The organism is Cupriavidus sp. FW305-F7, assembly GCF_058782875.1.
Window position 1 is genome coordinate 1 of sequence record NZ_JBYSYC010000003.1, and the last position, 19,134, is coordinate 19,134.

Consider the following 19,134-nt stretch of genomic DNA (forward strand, 5'->3'; position numbering starts at 1 on the left):
ATGCTCATGTGGCGGTCGGGGTAGGCCGCGGCGCCGACGATCTCGGAGAGGAACTGCTCGGAGGCGGCGTCGCCGTGCAGCACGCAGTTTTCGCCGCCTTCTTCGTAGTTGAGGACGAACTGCACCGCAACGCGCGCGCCGCCCGGCCAGCGGGCGTGCGGCGGCCGGGCGCCGTAACCGATGAGATCGCGTGGATAGCGGGACTGGAGCATGGCGGTGGAGTCGGAAATGGATCGGGAAGTCATACGGTTCAGTTCAACGCATAAGGGGCCAGCATGCCCGCATACGCCTTGGGCAGCGGCCGCGCCCAGTCGCCGCGCTTGCTGGTGCCCAGTCGCACCGAGACCAGCGCCTCGGCCATCTTGACCGCGCACACCACGCCGTCGATCACCGGCGCGCCGATGGCGTCGGCGATCTCGTCGCACAAGTCGGTCATGCCGGCGCAGCCCAGCACGATGCATTCGCTGCGGTCTTCAACCAGCGCCTGGCGGCAGGCCTCGGTGATGATGCGGCGCGCGTCCGAGCCCGGGCGCTCCAGTTCCAGCACCGCCAGGTCGCAGGCGCGCACGTTGTTGCAGAAGCGCTTCATGCCGTAGCGCTCGGCCAGGTGCCAGGCGATATTGCAGGTGCGCGCAAGCGTGGTCACCACGCTGAAGCTGCTGCCGACCACGCTGGCCATATGCATGGCGGCCTCGGCAATGCCGATCACCGGCCCGCGCGCCACCTCGCGCGCCGCGTACAGGCCGGGGTCACCGAAGCAGGCAATGACGTAGCCGTCCACGCCTTCCTGCTCGCCGGCCAGGATCTCGTCGAGGATGCCGGGCACGGACAGCGCCTCGTCATAGTGGCTTTCGATGGAAGCCGGTCCCATGCGCGGGCTGACCGCGCTGATGCGCGTGCCCGGTGCCGCCACGGCGACGGCGCACTGCCTGATCTTGTCGGTCATGCTCTGGGTGGTATTGGGGTTGATGATCTTCAGCTTCATGGGCGCGGCTTTGCTAGGTGCGGTCGAAATCGTGCAGTCGAAAGAATGGTTCGGGGATCAGGCCTGGCTGGCGGCGCGGCTGCCGAAGTGGCCGGGCATCATGCGCAGCGCCAGTTGCCGGTACAGCACCAGCGCGATGCCCATGCCGATAAACCAGCTGTAGTTGGCCGCGGGCTGCCACGCCGGCACCACCACGCACAGGATCGGGATGATGGCCGCCGGGATCATGGTGGTCACCGCCGCCGGGTTGAAGCCGTTGCGGTACCAGTAGCGGCCGCGCGGGTTCAGCGTGTACAGGTCGTCGACGTCGATATGCTGGCGGCGCACCAGGTAGTAGTCGGCAATCAGGATGCCGAACAGCGGCCCGATGAAGGCGCCCAGCACGTCCAGCGTGTAGTGGATCACCGCCGGGTTGTTGTACAGGTTCCACGGCGTGATGAAGATCGAAGCCACGGCCGCGATCATGCCGCCGGTGCGCCAGCTGATGTGCTTGGGCGAGACGTTGGAGAAGTCGAATGCCGGCGAAACAAAGTTGGCGACGATATTGATGCCGATGGTGGCGGTCATGAAGGTGAACGCGCCCAGCAGCATGGCGAAGGTGCTGTCGATATGGCTGACGGTTTCCACCGGGTCGGTGATCAGCTTGCCGAACACCGGCAGCGTGGCCGAGGTCGTGATCACGGTCAGCAGCGAGAAACCCAGGAAGTTGACCGGCAGGCCCCAGAAGTTGCCACGCTTGACCGACTCGAAGTCTTTGGCATAGCGCGAGAAGTCGCCGAAGTTCAGCATCGGGCCGGAGAAATACGACACCACCAGCGCAATTGCGCTCAGCATTACCGGCACCGCTTCCCAGCCGGTGTACTTGACAAAGCTCAGCGTGAAATTGACGTTCTCCCAGCCGGCCTTGTTCACCAGCCAGATCGCCAGCGCGATCATCACCACATACACCGCCGGGCCAGCCCAGTCGATGAACTTGCGGATGGTCTCCATGCCGGTCCAGAACACCAGCGCTTGCAGCACCCACAGCACCATGAATGCGGCCCAGCCCAGCGTGGAGAGCCCGGCAAAGCCGTGCAGCTTCACGTCGGCATACGGCGCCAGCGCGGGGAAGAAGTGCAGCGCCAGCACCAGGAAGGCGCTGGAAGCCAGGTAGGTCTGGATGCCGTACCACGCCACTGCGATCAGCCCGCGGATCACCGCCGGGATATTGGCGCCGAGCACGCCGAACGAGGCCCGGCAGATCACCGGATAGGGCGTGCCGGTCACCTGGCTGGGCTTGGCCACCAGGTTGCAGAAGAACTGCACGATCAGGATGCCGACCAGCAGCGACACCAGCACCTGCCAACTGGTCAGCCCCAGCGCGAACAGGCTGCCGGCGGTGATGTAGCCGCCCACGCTGTGCACGTCCGACATCCAGAAGGCAAAGATGTTGTAGGTGCCCCAGGTCTGCTTGCGCAGCGGCGCCAGGTCCTCGTTGGTAAGGCGTTCGTCATAGCTCGGCTTGATCAGGGCGTTGCCGTGTGCGGCACCCCCCGCCTGCACCTGCGGTGCGTCTGCGGTCGTTGCGGTCGTTTGCATCATCTGAGTCTCCTGGCAGATGTGTGTCTTGACGATAGGCGACGTGCGGCCGTTGGGCTCTTTGGTGTGCGCCGATGGGAAGCTGGTTTCTGCTGTCTACTAAATTGTCTACAAAAGTTATTAAGTGTGTAGACGATGTTGTAGATCACGGATTGGTGATTGTCAACATTCGATTTCCCTGAAGTCGCCCCGGGGGCGGGAAGCCAGTTTTCGCTGGACCAAAAAAGAACCCCGCTCCGGAGAGCGGGGTTCTGCGAGGCATCGTTGCGTTCGGGTGAACCTCAATACGCAATCCTGGCCGTCAGGCTCACGCTGCGCGGATCGGCCGGCTGGATGTAGTTCTCATACTGGAAGCCCCAGTAGCGCTTGTTGGTCACGTTGTTCAGCGCGGCGCGCAGCGTCAGGTCCTTGCCGGCGACGCGGGTGTTGTAGCTCGCGCCGAGATTGAACACCGTGTAGCCGCCGGCCTCCAGCGTATTGCCCGCGTTCAGCTTGGTATTGCCGGTGTACTTGCCATCGACACCAAGGCGCAGGCCCGGTACGAACGGCACGCGGTAGCTGATGCGTCCGGCCAGCACCAGGTCAGGCGCACCGGCGACGCGCTTGCCGTTGTTGGCCATGCCCTTGTCGTAGTACGAGTCCAGGTACATCGCGCTCGCGCCGAATTCCCACTGCGAGCCCAGCCGGTACACGCCAGCCAGCTCCAGCCCCTGGTAGATCGAGGTGCCGTCCTGCTGGCGCGTCGGCACGCCGCCGTTGATGTTGTCGTACTCGGCGCCGCGCTCGATGCGGAAGGCGGCGGCGGTGGCGCTCCAGGCGGCCTGGTCGGCCTTGACGCCGATTTCATACTGCTTGCTGCGGATCGGGCTGAGCAACTGGCGTGCATTGGTGTAGCCATCCGGCACGATCGAGCCGGGCTCCAGCGCTTCCACGTAGCTGGCGTAGACCGTGGCCGTGGGCACCGGCTTGAACATCAGCGCCAGCGTGGGCGTGACCACGCCGTTCTTGCTGTAGCTGGAGGTCACCGGCACGTAGCCGTTCTGCTCGAAGTTGGTCACGCGCAGGCCGGCCAGCACCGACCAGCGCTCGCTCAGCTGCACGGTGTCGCTGGCGAACACCGACTTCTGCGTAATGTCGCTGTTGCGCACCTTGTTGAAGGCGGTCGAGCTGTAGTACGTGTTGGTATTGGGCTCGAAGATGTTGCCGGTGCCGATGACGGCGCCGAAGCCGTTGTTGTCATAGCGGTCGATCTGCTTCTGCCACGACAGGCCCGCTACCAACTGGTGCCCGAACGGCCCGGTGCGGAACTTGCCTTCCAGCATCGCCTGCCATTGCCCCACCTGCTGGTTCTGCGCGGTGTCGTAGCGCTGGTCGTTGTAGTCGCCGGCCTGGTTCAGCAGGTTGTAGGTGCTTTCGTTGCGGCTGCGGTTGACCTTGGTGAAGCTGTACTTGGTGCTGACCGCCCAGTCCGGATTGATCTGGTAGCGCAGGCCGGTGCTGTACAGCTGCAGGTTGGTGTTCAGGTGCTGGTCGGCACCGGCGAAGTTGCGGATGCGGCCGGACACCGCGGCCGGCAGGGCCGTGTCGCCGTAGCTCCACAGGCTGAACGACGGCATCTGGCCAGTGGCGCGGCGGTCCTGGTAGATCGAGTCGAAGGTCCACGTCAGGTCCCTGGTCAGGCGCGCATCCAGGCCCAGCGAGACGCTGTCGCGCTGGATATTGCGCGCGTTGTAGGGCGTGCCTTCCTCGTGCGTCACGTTCAGGCGGTAGCCGAACATATTGCTCGGGCCGGCGCGCCCGCCCAGGTCGACGTGCTCGCTCCAGACATTGGCGGCGCGGTAGCCCAGTTCGAACGAGGCGGTGAAGGTGTCGGTCGGCTTCTTGGTGACGTAGTTGACGATGCCGCCCGGGGTGGCAAAGCCGTACATGAAGCCCGGCAGCCCCTTGAGCAGTTCCACCTGCTCCATGTGCTCGTAGGGCAGCGTGATGCCGTAGGCCACGAACGGCAGCCCGTTGATCTTGAAGCCGTTCTGCCAGTCGATCTGCAGGCCGCGCACGCTCAGGTAGCTGGACCAGCTGTTGTAGCCATTGCCGTTGTCGCTGACCGACGCATCCATCGCAAACACATCGCCCAGCTTGGCCACCTGGCGGTCGGCCAGGTCTTCGCCGGTGACGATGGTGGTGGAGTACGGGGTGTCGAGCTGCGTGCGCGAGCCCAGCGCGCCGGTGCAGGCCTTTTTCTCAAGCTGCAGGCCGAAATCGTCGACCGCCGAGGCGCTGACGGTCACTGCAGGTAGTGATTGCGCATCCGCTGGCGCCGCGGCTTGCTGTGCCAGCGCGGCGGTTGCCGGAAAGCCGGCCAGGACGGCCAGTTGTGCCAGCGCGGCGAGGTGGCAGGGTTTGGGTGCGCGCAGGCGCGCGGCGCGAATGACTTGGCGGCTCATGAGGGACAACAGGAGGCAGGCGGGCCTGTATGTAAATACAAATGCGACTTATTCGCATTTGCGAAAAGCCGAATGATGCCTACGCTCGTTGCGGTGGTCAAGGTGTGGGAGGGGGTGTTGCGATGAAAGCAACGGTGGCTGGCGTAGCCGGTTCGCGCTAGCCTCCCTGCTCCCCTATCGATTGCTGGAGCCTGCCATGGTCATGTCGAACATTCGTGTCCGATTGACCTGCGAACCAAGGAAGAGGCTTCTGCCGTGCTGGAAGCAATGGGCCTGCCGGTGTCCGATGCAGTGCGCATGCTGCTGAAGCGCATAGCGACAGACAAGGCACTTCCTTTGGCGTTGATGACGCCAAATGCGGCGACTATTGGTGCGCTGAGGGAAGCGCGGGCCGGCGGGTTGCGCAGGTTCGAGTCGCTGGACGATCTAAGGGCCGATCTCTGTCGTGCAGGCGACTGATGCGGTCAGTTAGCTCCTCTCTCCCGCGTGCGGGAGAGAGGAGTGCTAGCCATGGCTAGCTGGTGAAATTCGCCGCGTGCGCGCGGGATGTCAGGGAAACGCTCAGCGCTTGCCGTCCTTCACGTACACCCGCTCACCCGCCACCCAGGTCTCCAGCACCTGGGTCTTCCAGATGTCGGCAGGCTTGGCCTTGAACAGATCCTGGTCGACCAGGATGAAGTCGGCCCACTTGCCGGCTTCGAGCGAGCCCAGCGTCTTCTCCTGGTGCTCGGCATAGGCCGCATCCAGCGTGAAGGCGCGGAATGCCTGCGGCAGGGTCATGGCCTCTTCCGGATGCCAGCCGCGGATCGGGCGGCCCTCATGGTCGGTGCGGGTCACCGCGGCGTGCAGGCCGTAGAACGGGTTGGCCGATTCCACCGGGAAGTCCGAGCCGCCCGCGATCACGGTGCCTTGCTTGAGCAGCGTCTGCCAGGCATAAGCGCCCTTGATGCGGTCCTTGCCGACGCGGTCCTCGGCCATGTTCATGTCGCTGGTGGCGTGCGTGGGCTGCATCGAGGCGATCAGGTCCAGCGTCTTGAAGCGCGGGATGTCCGGCAGCGCGATCACCTGCGCGTGCTCGACGCGGTTGCGCAACTGGCGCCCGCCCACATCCTTGTAGGCCGCTTCCATGGCATCCAGCACCTGGTGGTTGGTGGCATCGCCGATGGCGTGGATATTGACCTGGTAGCCGGACTTGATCGCGGTCTTGACGGCGGCCTGCATGGCTGCGTCGCTCATGAAGAGCAGGCCGCTGTGCACGTGGTCGTCCGAATACGGCGCCATCAGCGCGGCGCCGCGGCTGCCCAGGGCGCCGTCGCCGTACAGCTTGACCGCGCGCAGGTAGTAGCGGTCGTTGCCATAGCCCACCAGCGGCCCCTTGGCCGAAAGCGCCTTGAAGTCGTCGCCGGTGTCGCGGATCATGCCATAGATGCGCGTGGTCAGCTTGCCCTGGTCGGCGAACTCGCGGTAGATCTTGTCTTCGGCAACGGTCACGCCGGCGTCGCCCGCGGCGGTCAGGCCGAGCGCGTTCATGTGCGCCAGCGAGGCGGCCAGTGCGGCGCGGCGGTCGTCGTCGCTGTACGGCGGGATCACGCTGTTGACCAGCGCCATGGCCTTGTCGACCAGCACGCCGGTGGGGTTGCCGTCGGCGTCGCGCTCGATTCGCCCGCCGGCCGGGTCCCTGGTGTCGCGGGTGATGCCGGCGGCCTGCAGCGCCTTGGTGTTGAGCCACGCGGCGTGGCCGTCCACGCGCACCAGCCGCACCGGGCGGTCCGACACCGCCGCGTCCAGCTCGGCCGCTGTCGGGAAGCGGCCCAGCTTCCAGTTCACCTGGTTCCAGCCATAGCCCAGCAGCCACTTGCGCTGCGGGTTCTTGTCGCCGTAGGCGCGGATCATGCCTTGCGCCTCGGCCAGGGTCCTGGTGCCGGACAGCGAGATCTCGGTGGTCTTGAAGCCCAGGCGGAACACATGGCCGTGGGCGTCGATCAGGCCCGGCAGCAGGGTCTTGCCCTGGCCGTCGATGCGTCTGGCATCGGGGTACTGCGCGCGCAGCGCGGCGGCGTCGCCGGTGGCCAGCACCTTGCCCTGGTCGAACACCAGGCCGGTGAAGCTGGTGATCTTGTCCTGCTTCAGGGTGTAGCCCTGCACCGATTCCACCAGTGTCGGCGCGGCATGCGCGGACAGGCTCAGTGCCATGCCGGCGCCAAGCGCCAGCATGCTCATGCGGATTGCTCTCTTCAAAGCGATGCTCCTTGTTGTTGTGCTTTCTTGCTTTTATGTACTGCTGCTTGTGAGCGCCCGGGAATGGCGCTTATTCACCGGTTGCCGGTACGGCGGCGCGCGCCGGGGCGGCATCGCGTCTGGCCGGCAGGGCGGGGAAATGCATCTCGGCATAGGACACGAAGCGCGTCTTGCGCGCAATGCGGTAGCCCAGCCAGATCAGGAGGAAGATCGGGATGCCGATATAGGTGGCGGCCACGCTGACCCAGTCGATCTTGCCGCTGGTGAAGGCCTGGTAGTTCTGGCCCAACGTGACGATCAGGCACAGCGCAAATGCGAAGACCGGCCCGTAGGGGAAGAACGGCGAGCGGTAAGGCAGCCGGTCCAGGTCCAGCCCCTGCGCGACAAAGCCCTTGCGGAAGCGGTAATGGCTGACCGCAATGCCCAGCCAGGCGATAAATCCGGTCATGCCGGACAGGTTCAGCAGCCACAGGTAGACCGACCGGCTTTCGAACAGCGAGGTGAGGAAGCACAGCGCGCCCACCGCGGTGGTGGCCAGCAGCGCCATCAGCGGCACCCCGTTGCGCGTCAGCTGCGCAAAAATGCGCGGCGCGCGGCCTTCGGTGGCCAGGTTGTACAGCATGCGGGTGGAGGCATACATGCCCGAGTTACCGGCCGACAGCACCGCGGTCAGGATCACCGCGTTCATCACGCCTGCCGCAAAGGCCAGGCCCGCATGGCGGAACACCAGCGTGAACGGGCTTACGCCCACGGTCTGCACGTCGTTCTTGAGCAGGTTCGGGTCGGTGTAGGGGACCAGGATGCCGATGATCAGGATCGCCAGCACATAGAACAGCAGGATGCGCCAGAACACCTGGCGCACCGCGCGCGGGATGTTTGTGGCGGGATCGGCCGATTCGCCGGCGGCGACACCGATCAGCTCGGTGCCCTGGAACGAGAAGCCGGCGATTATGGCCACGCCGATCAGCGCCGGCAGGCCGCCGACAAAGGGCGCATCCCCGATGGTCAGGTTGGCCAGCCCGTGCGTGGCCGATACATCGCCGCGCAGGATGCCGAAGATCATCAGCGTGCCGATGCCGATAAAGGCGATCACTGTCACCACCTTGACCAGCGCGCACCAGTACTCGGCCTCGCCGAAGCCGCGCACCGAGATCGCGTTGAGCAGGAACATCAGGCCCAGGAAGAGCGCGCTCCACAGCACGCCGGGCGTGTCGGGGAACCAGTACTGCATCACCAGCTGGGCCGCGGCCAGCTCCACCGCGATGGTCACCGCCCAGTTGTACCAGTAGTTCCAGCCGAGCGCGAAGCCGAAGCCTTCATCGACATAGCGCGCGCCATAGGTGGCGAACGAGCCCGACACCGGCATGTAGGCCGCCAGCTCGCCAAGGCTGGTCATCAGGAAATAGACCATCGCTCCGATCAGGATATAGGCGGCCAGCGCGCCGCCGGGGCCGGCCTGCGCGATGGTGGCACCCGAGGCCACGAACAGCCCCGTGCCGATCGAGCCGCCGATGGCGATCATGGTGAGATGGCGTGCCCGCAGGGTGCGGCGCAGCGTCGGCGCGGGGGCGCCGGAAGAGATGGGCTGGGAAGGTTGGCTTGACATCAGGATCCGGTCTGGGCGCGCGTCAGGACTAAAGGCGCGAAGGGGGCGCAACTATGCCGGCATCGCCAAGAGGCGGCAAGCTGCGCCAAAGCGCCAGCCGCATGGGTCCCGGCGGCCCGCCGCCAGTGCCACCTCCCGGTTCTACCGGCCGGTATATTGGGCGGCATCATAAGAGAAATCGCTGTGCAGGGAAAGCCGCTGCGCGGGCCGTGCGCCGTCATATGTGCGGCATTCGCCGCGTGGTGCCTTGTTTGTCCATGAGGTGTAGGACAAACACCCGGCGTGGAACAGGAATGGCACCGCTGTTGCGGCCACGGCGCACGGTATATCGTGCGAAGTAGCAGGCGCTGCATGCCGGCCGGTGCGCGGAGCCAGCCCCATCCCATCCCGCCGCAGGGGGACCTCACGGATGTTCCAGACGCTCTGCCATGTCCCGTTCGATGCCCGGCCACTCAGTGCCGCGGGGCATGCGGGCGCCAGCCGCTGCCGGGGCCTGCGCCGGATGACGGCGCTGATGCTGGTGTCCGCGCTGGCGGCCGGGGTGCTGGCAGGGTGCGCCAGCCTGCCGGCCTCGGCGCAGCGCACCCCCTCGAGCGCTCCGGCCAGTACCGCCGATACCCCGCTGGGCAAGGTGCTGGCGCCGCGCCTGGCGCAGCGCCCCGGCGAGTCGCTGTTCTATCCGCTGTCGTCCGGGCCCGACGCGCTCGCTGCGCGGCTGGCGATGGCGCGTGCGGCGCAGCGCAGCCTGGACCTGCAGACCTATATCTTCGAGACCACCGGCACCGGCGCCGCCGTGCTGGGCGACATCCTCGACGCGGCCGACCGCGGCGTGCGCGTGCGCATGCTGCTCGACGACCTGCATACCGGCGGCATGGACCAGATCCTGTCGGCCATCGATTCGCATCCCAATATCGAAGTGCGCCTGTTCAATCCCTTTGCCAACCGCAGCGTGCGCTGGCTGGAAATGCTGGCCGGCTTCAAGCGGCTGGACCGGCGCATGCACAACAAGTCGATGACGGTGGACAACCAGATGTCGCTGGTGGGAGGGCGCAATATCGGCGATGCCTACTTCTCCGCGCGCACCGACATGGACTTCAGCGACCTCGATGTGCTGATTGCCGGACCGGCGGTGCCGCAGGTGTCGGCCGTGTTCGACGAATACTGGAACGACCAGTCCTCATATCCGGTGGTGGCGCTGATCCCGGCAGGCAAGGAAGCGCCGGTTGAGATGCGCAGCCTGCGCAAAGGTTTGGAGGCACGCGGCGACCAGGCCATCGCCAGTCCCTACGTGAAGGAATTGCTGGAGTCGGGCCTGGCCAAGAGCATCGAGAGCGGCCATATGCCTGCTTACAGCGGCAACGCAGTCGTGGTCTCCGATTCGGCCGCCAAGATCACGCACCAGACCGATGACGATCCCGGCTACGCCACCGCCCGGCTCGAGAAAATGATCAACGGCGCGCAGAAGGAAGTGCTGCTGATCTCGCCGTACTTCGTGCCGGACGACGACGGCGAGGCCTGGCTTATCGCGCTGGCAAAGCGCGGCATCCGCGTGCGCATCCTGACCAACTCGTTTGCCGCCACCGATGTCAGCCCGGTGCATGCCGGCTACGCCCCGCACCGGCTGGCCCTGGTGGCCGCGGGCGTAGAGCTGTACGAGCTCAAGCCCAGCGCCTACGCCGAACTGGCAAGCAGCGGCAAGGCCGCGCGCGGTTCACGCTCGCGCTCTTGGCTGTCGTCCAGCCGCGCCAGCCTGCACGCCAAGAACTACATCGTCGACCGGCGCCTGGTATTCATCGGCTCGCTCAACATGGACCCGCGCTCGGCCAAGCTCAATACCGAGATGGGCATCGTGCTGGACAGCCCCGCGCTGGCCGAGCGCATGATCAAGTCCACCGAGAACGCGCTGCTCGACATGACCTACCGCGTCGGGATGCAGACCGATGGCGACGGCGGCAACCGGCGCCTGACCTGGACCACGCGCGAGAAGGGGCAGCTCATGGTCTACGACAGCGAACCCGGCATGGGCCCGCTGCAGCATCTGGGCATCGGCGTGCTGCGCGTGCTCCCGATCAAGGAAGAACTGTAGCTGGCGCGCATCAACAATGCCTTCGACGAACTGCGCCGCGGCAAGCTGGTGCGTTCGGTGATCCTGTTCGATTTAGGGTCGCCGCCCACAGCGCCATTGTTCGCGCTGTGGGACAATCGCGGCGCACCGCAATGACGAGGCGCCGCATGAAGACAATCGAATGGAAGGACTGGGAGATTTTTTGCCGCGTGGTGGAAGGCGGCGGCTTCACCCAGGGAGCCGAGCTGGCCGAGGTACCCAAATCTTCCGCCAGCGCCGCGGTGGCGCGGCTGGAAAGCCAGCTTGGCATCCGCCTGTTCGAGCGCACCACGCGCCGCGTGCGCGTGACCGAACGCGGCCAGCGCCTGTATGAGCGCGTGGCGCCGCTGTTCGCCGAACTCCATGACATCAGTGCCGAGGCCACCTCGGACAGCGCCGAAGTCAGCGGCCTGCTGCGCATCTCCACCCCTTATGAAGTCGGCTCCCAGCATTTGTCCGAAAGCCTGACGCGCGTGCTGCGCGCCCACCCGGGCCTGCGCGTGCAAGTCGATGTCAGCTGGGACCAGCCCGACCTGATCCGGCACGGCTACGACCTTGCGTTCGTGATGACCGACACCGCGCTGCACGACACCTCGTTCGCCAGCAAGCGCGTGGTGCTGATTGAACGCGCTTTCTATGCCGCGCCGGCACTGATCAAGGCGCGCGGGCTGCCGCGCACGCCGCAGGACCTGCAGGGCTGGCCGACGCTGGGCAACGCCGACGACCGGCACTGGGAGTTCCTGCGCGACGGCGTGGAGATTGCACGCCTGGATGTCGAGCCGCGCATCTGCACCCATAACGCCGAGCTGCGGCTCAAGGCGGCGCTCGACGGGCTGGGCGTGACGCGGCTGTCGCCGCGCTTCGTGCAGGATGCGGTCGGACAGGGGCAACTGGTGCGCGTGCTGCCGGGCTATGCCTCATCGCCGCTGAAGGTCTACGTGCTGATGCCGGCGCGCAAGCTCATGCCGGCCAGCGTGCGGCTGCTGCTGGACGTGCTGGAGCAGACGCTGGGGGTGCCGGAGGCGCGGCGCCCGGCCGGCAAGCGGAGGGAGAACGCTTAGCTGCCGCGGCCTCCGCTCGCAGGCATCGGTCAATAAGGCTGCTCGGCCGGCCGCACATCAAAGTGCAGCACTTCGGCAAGATCCAGCATCTCCTCATCATCCTCGCTGCGCGTGATCCAGCCGCCGTAGGCATCGCCGCCCGTATCCCAGTTCCACAGCGTATAGCCGGCCACGCGCAACTGGTTGTGCGCCAGCTCCATCAGTTCGGGCACGCTGGTGGTCTCCAGGAAGGCTTCTTCCTCGGGGTCATCGCTGCCCCAGTTGATCTCCAGGTCGATCCGTTCGCACAGCTGGTTCAGGCAGCCGATAAAGGACTGGGCATCCTTCCAGTCGACAAAGAACCCGGACTGCCAGTCGATGACCTCGCGGATCACCCACAGCAGTTCCTGGCCATCGGTGTCATCGTCCTCGGCATCGAGCAGGGCATCTTCAAACATCGACAGCTGCGCCGAGGTCTGCGCGCTGTCGCCAAGGTTGATCAGGGCGAAGAAACGCGCAATCGCGTCCTGCGTGTCGTCGTCCAGTGGTCTGGCCATCTACTTTCTCCTGTTGCTGCGGTCTTCTAGGCCGCGATGCGCATGATCTCGCGTTGGCCGGCCGGTGTCACGCGCAACGCGCGCGAGGTGCGCGTAGGCTCGACCCAGCCGCGCGCCAGCAGGCTGCCCAACAGCGCCGCGCCGAGCGCGCCGCCCAGATGCGGCTTGCGCTCACTCCAGTCCGGGCAGGTGCAGGCAAACTGGCGCCGCTTGCGCCGGGCGGCCTCCACATCCACGCCCAACCCTGCCAGCGCCTGCGCGCCGTCGCCGCTCAGGTCTACGCGCTGTCCGTCCAGCATCAGCCAGCCTGAATGCGTCATCCGCTCGAACAGGCCCACCGCGAGTTCTCCCGCAAGGTGGTCATAGCACGTACGCGCCTGGCGCAGCGCCGGTGGAGCGGTGCGCGATACCGGCACGTCGCGCAGCCGCGGCGGCTGGCTGGCCAGCGACGCCGAAGCCAGCGCCTCGATCGCCACGCCGATCTCCGGCGCGGCCAGGCGGTAGTAGCGGTTGCGCCCGCGCGTCTCGGCCACCAGCAGCCCGCCTTCGGTCAGCCGGGCCAGGTGGCCGCTGGTGGAAGAGGCCGACAGCCCCGCGATCAGCGCCAGCTCGCCGGCGGGCCGGGCGCTGCCGTCCATCAGGGCCCACAGCATGGCCGCGCGGCCGGGATCGGCGAGCAGACCGGCGAGGTGGCTGATGCCGGGCGTGTAATCCATGGTTTGGCTCCGGATGAAATGTGTCATGCGGAGTATAGGAGATGGGCGGGTCGTTGACCTCGGACATTCGCTGAGTCAGGCTTGGCGACATGTCTGGACTTAACACGATTGTTCTGCGCCGCCGAGCCAGACTTCGAAGAGGCTCCGGAGTGGGGAGATAAGGGATGCGACGAGAGCCAATTGAATGGCCGGCCTTCGGTGAAATAGTGGCTGCCATTAGCCGGAATAGTGATCTGCAACAGCTGCTGATAAATGCGGGGCTTGCAGCGTCGTGACGCGCAGTCGAAAAACGTGGAAGCGAAGATGGCTCGGGGGATCTGGTCAGGGGGAAACAACTATCGCTATAGCGCCTCGCGGCGGCCAGTCAGGAACCAGGTATGCACTGCACCGACCCCCTTTGCCACGATGATGCCGCGTTCTTCGAACTGAAAGGATTCTCCCAATCGATTGCGAGTTGCGTCGGTAACTTGAATCCGTCCAGCCAGACTATGGGATTCCATCCGACTGGCAGTGTTGACGGCATCGCCCCATAAGTCGTAAATGAACTTGCGCTTACCGATAACGCCGGCCACGACCGATCCACTATTGATGCCAATTCGCATTCGGAGGTTATAGCCGGTGCGTCGATTGAACAGTCTGAGCGCGTCTATCATGTCCAGTGCCATGTCGGCAGCGCGGACAGCATGGTCAGAAACTGGTTCCGGTAGCCCAGCTGCTGCCATGTAAGCGTCCCCGATTGTCTTGATCTTCTCAAGTCCGCGACGATCCGCGATTGTGTCGAATTCGGTGAAGATCTCATTGAGCACTGCGACCAGGCGCTCGGCGCTCATGCCCACCGAGAAACGGGTGAATGCCACGATGTCCGCAAACAAGACCGTCACTTCCGGGAAGCTGTCGGCTATGACTTCAGGAATGCTGTTGGCTACGATTTCCGGACGTGCTTTCAGTCGTTCAGCTATCGGAGAGGGCAGCAGGTTCAAAAGCAGCCGCTCCGAAAGCGTCTGTTCGACCATGAGTCGATCGTAAAGACTCTGAAGTTCATCGCGCTGACGGCAGATTAGATCCCAGCTGGCTTGAAGCTCCTCGTTTTTCCGCGCAAGCGCTGCTTCGGTGCGCTTCTTTTCCGTGATGTTGCGCCCTTCAGGCAGCAGGAACACCACCTCGCCATCCGAATCTCTAATAGGTAATAGCGAGAAGTCGACAATGATCGTCTCCTCGCCCATCTTTTGGCCGTATACCTCGAAGTCACCGCGGACGAACTCGCCTTGGCCTGCGCGCCGGATCAGCTCTCGCAAGACGCGCTGGGTCTCCGGAGAGATGACCCACCATCTGGCCTCCCAGAATGGCATTCCGCGAATGTCATCCATTTGAATGCCGATTCCCTCGAGCGCTGCGCGATTGATCTCGAGCATCTTGCCGTCGACGTCTAGCAGGCCGACGAACTGGTACATTGCGTCCAGCATGATGCTTGCAAGCTTGGCTCGCTGGGTTTGGAAGTCGTCGTGTGCGGAAAGCGTTACATCTCGCACCTGAATTTGCGGGCTGGCCGAGAACAGCTGGCGGCTAATAAGGGCCATGCTTCACCTCTTCCGCTCCGCCGCAAATTCATACAGGAGTCAGCCTGACGGGCTGGCTTTCGACGGCAGGGCTTTTGCTATTGGAGCATATCTGCAACGGCGCGGCACGCCCTGACCGGCAGGCCACGTTGCCGTTCGCACCGAGGCGAAAATCAGCGCCGTCTTCTCGCATGGCTACAGAAGCACAGCACAGGGCCTCGCGGGCCCATTCCGTCAGAAAGCGGTGACCACCTTGACCCAGAATTTGTCGCCGCCAAACCGGTTCCTGGCATACGCTTCATGCTGCCATTGGGTGATGAAACTAGTTCCCTTGGCGTTGGTGTAGGAGACGCTGGGGCCGATAGCCAGCACCTCGCCGCGACGGCCACGGCTCCACACCCCAGGCACTTCTGGCACCACGGCGCCATTGAACTTGTCGTCCGTGACCTGTTTCAGGTAGTACCCGCTCAAGCCGACAGTCCACGGGCCGATGTGCTTGCCCAGGGCGTAATCGACGTGCAATTCCTGTCCGGACTGGTAGCTTCCTGTCATGCCGCCGAAGTTGGAGTCCTTGTTCTTCCCCTTAATGTTGTACATGAACTTGGCAGAGATTTCCCAGCCACTCTGGTTCAGCCAGGTGAATGCCGCAACTGGCTCGAAGGCCCAGTAGTTCGCGCCGATGCTGGCCCTGGGATCATTCTGGTCGTAGCGGCCCGTGGGCGCGTAGATGTCCAGACCCGTCGTGACATGCCAGTTCGCACCATGCCAGCCGAGCACTATCGGGTCGATCGTGATGTCACCCAAGCCGGTGGCGTTGCGACGGCCGCCCATCTGGGGCAAATTCATGGACTGGTAGACGAGCGGAACGATGGCCTGCATGCCCCAGCTCGCGCCAAGAAGCGTGATGTTGGTGACCTTCACCACCCGCAACGCGTCGAACCAGGCGTCAACCTTTGCAGGATTGCCGGCGATGTTTGCGTTGTCGCCGTTGCCGTCTTTGAGCTTACCGCCGTAATAGCCGGTGTAGTTGAGGAGATAGGTGCCGGGCGGGGGCAATGCTCCCGACATCCAGCTTTCAGCTCCATTGGGATACTGGTCTGCGCCCTCCTTTGCGAGCGCCTGATTGCCGACTAGCGCAAGCGAACCGGCCAGTACGGCCGAGATTGCTCGTTTCTTCACTTCGTTCTCCTCCTTTTTGTGGTGATGGGCGGGTTAGCGGAATATCAGCCGGGAATAAGAGCCAGGACGCGAAGCGGGCTGCCTGAACCGTCCTTGATCTTCAGCGGGGCGGCGACAATCAATGCACCCTGCGGCGGGAGTTGGTCGAGATTGGTCAGGCATTGCAGACCGTAGCGGTTGTTGCCATGCATGAGGTAATGGCACGGGAACGGTAACTCCCAGCCATAGGACTGGCCCGCGTCGGTGCCAATTGCTTCGACGCCAAATCCATGGACATCGCGCTGTTCAATCATCCACTGGACGACGCCCAGGTCAGGGCCGGGTGTGTGCATGCCGTCGTCACGCGCATTCAGGTACGCCTCGGGACTATTGCGCTTGGACCAGTCGGTGCGCATCAGGACCCAGGAGCGCGGAGGGATGCGGCCATGCCGTGCTTCCCAGGCTTTGACGGCGTCGACAGTGAGCAAGTAGTCCGGGTCTTCCGCGGCCTCCCTCGAGCAGTCGATGACGCAGGCGGTGGCGAAGAATTTTTCGGCAGGGATGGTGTCGGTCGTATTGTCCGGCAAGTCCTTACCAGAGATCCAATGGACTGGTGCGTCGAAGTGGGTCCCGGTATGTTCGCCGCAGGAGAAGTTATTCCAGTACCAGTTCGGTCCGCGATCGTCGTAGCGCGAGATGGTTTCTTGCCGGAAGGGCCAGGTCTGGCCCATCTCCGGAGGCAGCGAGATGGTCGGAAATTCAGAACTCAAGGTCTGCGTCAGATCCACCACGCGGATGCGGCCGGACAGCAACTCTGCTGCAAAGTGGGCGAGGCTGTTGCTCATGGTTGTTGTCTCCTGTGGTTGCTTCACTTATGAGTTAGATTTCGCCCGTTTCTTTGCGAGCGCGTTTGCGACGTGGTAACCGGAGGTACCGCCAAGACCGGGGCCTGGATGGGTCGAGGCGCCGATGTGGTGCAGATGTTTAACCGGGGTAGCGTGATCCTTGACGCCAGGGACCGGACGCCAGAACATGAACTGGTCGATGCTGCATTCGCCGGAATAGGGATCACCGCCGACGAGGTTGACGTTCATCGACTCAAGATCCGCCGGGGAGAGGACCGTACGCCCGACGACGCTCGCCTTGAGATTTGGAACCTGGCGAGCAATGCGGTCGATAATCCGGTCGGCGTAGCGCTCACGGAGTTCGGCGGTCCAGCGACCATCCGCGGGAACAGCGATCTCTCCAAGCGCATCGCCTTTGACTTGACGCGGACACTCCGGAACCTGAATCCAGAGCACCCAGCCTCCGGCCGGGCTTCTGGAAGGGTCAACAGCGCAAGGCTGGGCAACGCAAATCGTGCCTTCGGCTGGAAGCAGGCCTCGCTCTGCTTCGCTGACTGCCCTGGAGACACCGTCCAGACCCGAGGTAAGGTGCAGGTAGATGACGTCGCGCAGATGTTCTTGGGGCCAGTCCGGAGGGGCGGACAGCGCCAAATGGATCTGCATGTTCCCCTTGCCGTAGCGGTACTCGGCCGCCTGCTGACGTAGGCCAGGGGGAACGTGCTTGGCGGCCAGCAGCTTTCCGTAAAGCTGGCCGGGCGTGACGTTGCAGATGATCTCCTTGCCCATGAAAACGCGGTTGTCCCGCGTCCTAACGCCGCGCGCCGAGCCGCCCTCGACCAGGATGTCCTCGACGTCGGCATTGACGTGGAAAGCACCACCCCTGCTCTCGATGATTCTGCGGAAGGCGTCGACGGTACGGGCATTGCCTCCTTGGACGATAGGCAGGCCAACCGCCTCCAGCGTGAAGGCGACGACTTTTCCCATCAATGCAGACATGGCGCTTTCCGGGCCAAGGCCTGTATGCAGTACCCACGGCGCGAGCAGCGCCTGGACCAGGTCGGATTTGACCCGGGTCTCCAGCCAGCTGCGGCAACTCATCAGTGCAGGGGAAAAGAAGGCGACGGTGTCATGCACGCCTTGTTTCCACAGGCGGCCGGCCACGGTCTTTGCAACACCGGCACTCCACAGTTCGTTGCCAAGCAGCGAGAACACCAGGCCGGCGTTTTGCTCGACCTCTTGCATGGCGGCCTGAAAGGCATCACCGTCGCCGCTTGCCAGCGTATTGAATGTGCTGACATTGCGCTCACGGGACGTGCTCAGAACCAGCGAACGGTTATCGGGTAACAGTACGCCAGTGGGTGTACTGTTATTGCGGTAGCTGAGCCCTGCCTGATGAAGTTCATCCTTCAGCTCCGCGTAGCCTGGCGACGTGACAAACAGCGGATGTGCCGTGGACAACGTGTCGTGGAGATAGCCCGGTGCATTCAGGGCCTCCGTGCGAATGCATCCGCCCAGCGTGCTATTGCGTTCCAGCACGCAGACACGCTTGCCGCGTCTGGCTAGGACGGCAGCGCAGACGAGCGAATTGATACCACTGCCGACAATGACGGCGTCATACGTACTCATTGGATTATCCCGGGGGCAAGGATAAGAGAGGCGGGCAAATACGTTCGGTCGCGGCGTTGGCCAGCTTCCTTTAGACGAATTGCCGCGTGCGGTACCGGAATCAGGTCGCGGCGACGTATTCGGTGCGGATCAGCTCTGACAGCTCCGTAAGAGCGTTAGCGGTACGCGCGTAGTTTCCCTTGTAGAAGAGCAGGGATTCCCGATCCGATGTGTCAAAGTGCCGGACCTCGCCCAGGAAGATGATGTGATCGCCGCCGTCATACTGATGCGTGTTTCGGCATTGGAATACCGCTGCGCAACCTGACAGGACAGGCGAGCCATCGATGCCATCCGTGCAGGGGACGCCCGAAAACTTGCCTTCCGCGCCTCGTGCGAAGCGGTTGGAGACATGTTCCTGGTCGGCTGCCAGGACGTGGATCACGAAACTCCCGGTCTTCTGGAATGCCTCGAGGCTGTAGGACTTCTTGGCGAGGCTCCACAGCACCAGGCGAGGCTCCAGCGATACCGAGCTGAAACTATTCACGGTCACGCCCCAGGGTTCTCCGTCGGGGGTGCGCGTTGTGACGATGGTTACGCCCGTGGCAAAGCGGCCGAGGGCATTCCGAAATTCGCGAGCGTCGGTCATGGCTGTCTCCTGTCGCCTGCTCAACCGTTGCACGGTGAGCAGGCTGCTTGCTTTCG

Annotated in this window: 15 protein-coding genes and 1 pseudogene; 3 read left to right on the top strand and 13 right to left on the bottom strand. The window is 64.3% G+C overall.

What is annotated here, in order from left to right:
• The 4 genes and pseudogenes from AC3WL8_RS03355 to AC3WL8_RS03370 all read right to left on the bottom strand — a co-directional run.
• Window positions 1-212: pseudogene (locus tag AC3WL8_RS03355) on the bottom strand (allantoinase); the annotation flags it as partial.
• Window positions 213-250: 38 nt separating this feature from the next.
• A complete protein-coding gene (locus AC3WL8_RS03360; protein WP_013954002.1) occupies window positions 251-985 on the bottom strand; it encodes an aspartate/glutamate racemase family protein in 735 nt (244 codons plus the stop codon).
• A gap of 57 nt (window positions 986-1,042) precedes the next feature.
• Window positions 1,043-2,566, bottom strand: a complete 1,524-nt coding sequence (locus AC3WL8_RS03365; protein WP_013954001.1) for an NCS1 family nucleobase:cation symporter-1 — start codon at window positions 2,564-2,566, stop codon at window positions 1,043-1,045.
• Window positions 2,567-2,844: 278 nt separating this feature from the next.
• A complete protein-coding gene (locus AC3WL8_RS03370; RefSeq protein ID WP_211979487.1) occupies window positions 2,845-5,007 on the bottom strand; it encodes a TonB-dependent siderophore receptor in 2,163 nt (720 codons plus the stop codon).
• Between the two features lie 228 nt (window positions 5,008-5,235).
• On the opposite strand from AC3WL8_RS03370, the gene AC3WL8_RS03375 reads away from it, so the two are divergent.
• Window positions 5,236-5,466 (top strand): type II toxin-antitoxin system RelB/DinJ family antitoxin, encoded by a 231-nt coding sequence (locus AC3WL8_RS03375; RefSeq protein ID WP_153956959.1) that lies wholly within the window; start codon window positions 5,236-5,238, stop codon window positions 5,464-5,466.
• 102 nt (window positions 5,467-5,568) lie between these two features.
• Here AC3WL8_RS03375 and AC3WL8_RS03380 read toward each other — a convergent pair whose 3' ends face one another.
• Together AC3WL8_RS03380 and AC3WL8_RS03385 are read right to left on the bottom strand one after the other, a co-directional pair.
• A complete protein-coding gene (locus AC3WL8_RS03380) occupies window positions 5,569-7,245 on the bottom strand; it encodes an amidohydrolase (protein ID WP_492377908.1) in 1,677 nt (558 codons plus the stop codon).
• A 70-nt stretch (window positions 7,246-7,315) separates the two neighbouring features.
• Window positions 7,316-8,851: an amino acid permease gene (locus tag AC3WL8_RS03385; protein WP_153956961.1), complete on the bottom strand. Its 1,536-nt coding sequence runs from the start codon at window positions 8,849-8,851 to the stop codon at window positions 7,316-7,318.
• Window positions 8,852-9,260: 409 nt separating this feature from the next.
• On the opposite strand from AC3WL8_RS03385, the gene AC3WL8_RS03390 reads away from it, so the two are divergent.
• Window positions 9,261-10,937, top strand: coding sequence for a phospholipase D family protein (locus tag AC3WL8_RS03390; RefSeq protein ID WP_041228748.1), 1,677 nt, complete (start codon window positions 9,261-9,263; stop codon window positions 10,935-10,937).
• 146 nt (window positions 10,938-11,083) lie between these two features.
• A complete protein-coding gene (locus AC3WL8_RS03395; RefSeq protein ID WP_013953995.1) occupies window positions 11,084-12,016 on the top strand; it encodes a LysR family transcriptional regulator in 933 nt (310 codons plus the stop codon).
• Between the two features lie 29 nt (window positions 12,017-12,045).
• On the opposite strand, the gene AC3WL8_RS03400 is transcribed toward AC3WL8_RS03395, so the two are convergent.
• The 7 genes from AC3WL8_RS03400 to AC3WL8_RS03430 form a co-directional block, all read right to left on the bottom strand.
• Window positions 12,046-12,552 (bottom strand): DUF6630 family protein, encoded by a 507-nt coding sequence (locus tag AC3WL8_RS03400; RefSeq protein WP_211979484.1) that lies wholly within the window; start codon window positions 12,550-12,552, stop codon window positions 12,046-12,048.
• Between the two features lie 26 nt (window positions 12,553-12,578).
• Window positions 12,579-13,268, bottom strand: coding sequence for an ArsR/SmtB family transcription factor (locus AC3WL8_RS03405; RefSeq protein WP_153956963.1), 690 nt, complete (start codon window positions 13,266-13,268; stop codon window positions 12,579-12,581).
• 341 nt (window positions 13,269-13,609) lie between these two features.
• Window positions 13,610-14,845 (bottom strand): adenylate/guanylate cyclase domain-containing protein, encoded by a 1,236-nt coding sequence (locus AC3WL8_RS03410; protein WP_492377909.1) that lies wholly within the window; start codon window positions 14,843-14,845, stop codon window positions 13,610-13,612.
• Between the two features lie 213 nt (window positions 14,846-15,058).
• On the bottom strand, window positions 15,059-16,003 hold the full coding sequence (locus AC3WL8_RS03415; protein ID WP_249221143.1) for a SphA family protein: 945 nt from the start codon (window positions 16,001-16,003) through the stop codon (window positions 15,059-15,061).
• 44 nt (window positions 16,004-16,047) lie between these two features.
• Window positions 16,048-16,827, bottom strand: coding sequence for a cyclase family protein (locus AC3WL8_RS03420; protein WP_153954089.1), 780 nt, complete (start codon window positions 16,825-16,827; stop codon window positions 16,048-16,050).
• Between the two features lie 27 nt (window positions 16,828-16,854).
• Window positions 16,855-18,453, bottom strand: coding sequence for a phytoene desaturase family protein (locus AC3WL8_RS03425; RefSeq protein WP_013953988.1), 1,599 nt, complete (start codon window positions 18,451-18,453; stop codon window positions 16,855-16,857).
• Window positions 18,454-18,553: 100 nt separating this feature from the next.
• Window positions 18,554-19,078, bottom strand: a complete 525-nt coding sequence (locus AC3WL8_RS03430; protein ID WP_013953987.1) for a flavin reductase family protein — start codon at window positions 19,076-19,078, stop codon at window positions 18,554-18,556.
• Window positions 19,079-19,134: the final 56 nt, after the last annotated feature.

What these genes read in the sequence shown, in the direction of transcription:
- AC3WL8_RS03395 (WP_013953995.1), top strand. Translation starts at nt 11,084, where the DNA reads ATGAAGACAATCGAATGGAAGGACTGGGAGATTTTTTGCCGCGTGGTG.
- AC3WL8_RS03370 (WP_211979487.1), bottom strand. Translation starts at nt 5,007, where the DNA reads ATGAGCCGCCAAGTCATTCGCGCCGCGCGCCTGCGCGCACCCAAACCC.
- AC3WL8_RS03385 (WP_153956961.1), bottom strand. Translation starts at nt 8,851, where the DNA reads ATGTCAAGCCAACCTTCCCAGCCCATCTCTTCCGGCGCCCCCGCGCCG.
- AC3WL8_RS03410 (WP_492377909.1), bottom strand. Translation starts at nt 14,845, where the DNA reads ATGGCCCTTATTAGCCGCCAGCTGTTCTCGGCCAGCCCGCAAATTCAG.
- AC3WL8_RS03365 (WP_013954001.1), bottom strand. Translation starts at nt 2,566, where the DNA reads ATGATGCAAACGACCGCAACGACCGCAGACGCACCGCAGGTGCAGGCG.
- AC3WL8_RS03420 (WP_153954089.1), bottom strand. Translation starts at nt 16,827, where the DNA reads ATGAGCAACAGCCTCGCCCACTTTGCAGCAGAGTTGCTGTCCGGCCGC.
- AC3WL8_RS03360 (WP_013954002.1), bottom strand. Translation starts at nt 985, where the DNA reads ATGAAGCTGAAGATCATCAACCCCAATACCACCCAGAGCATGACCGAC.
- AC3WL8_RS03425 (WP_013953988.1), bottom strand. Translation starts at nt 18,453, where the DNA reads ATGAGTACGTATGACGCCGTCATTGTCGGCAGTGGTATCAATTCGCTC.
- AC3WL8_RS03405 (WP_153956963.1), bottom strand. Translation starts at nt 13,268, where the DNA reads ATGGATTACACGCCCGGCATCAGCCACCTCGCCGGTCTGCTCGCCGAT.
- AC3WL8_RS03400 (WP_211979484.1), bottom strand. Translation starts at nt 12,552, where the DNA reads ATGGCCAGACCACTGGACGACGACACGCAGGACGCGATTGCGCGTTTC.
- AC3WL8_RS03430 (WP_013953987.1), bottom strand. Translation starts at nt 19,078, where the DNA reads ATGACCGACGCTCGCGAATTTCGGAATGCCCTCGGCCGCTTTGCCACG.
- AC3WL8_RS03390 (WP_041228748.1), top strand. Translation starts at nt 9,261, where the DNA reads ATGTTCCAGACGCTCTGCCATGTCCCGTTCGATGCCCGGCCACTCAGT.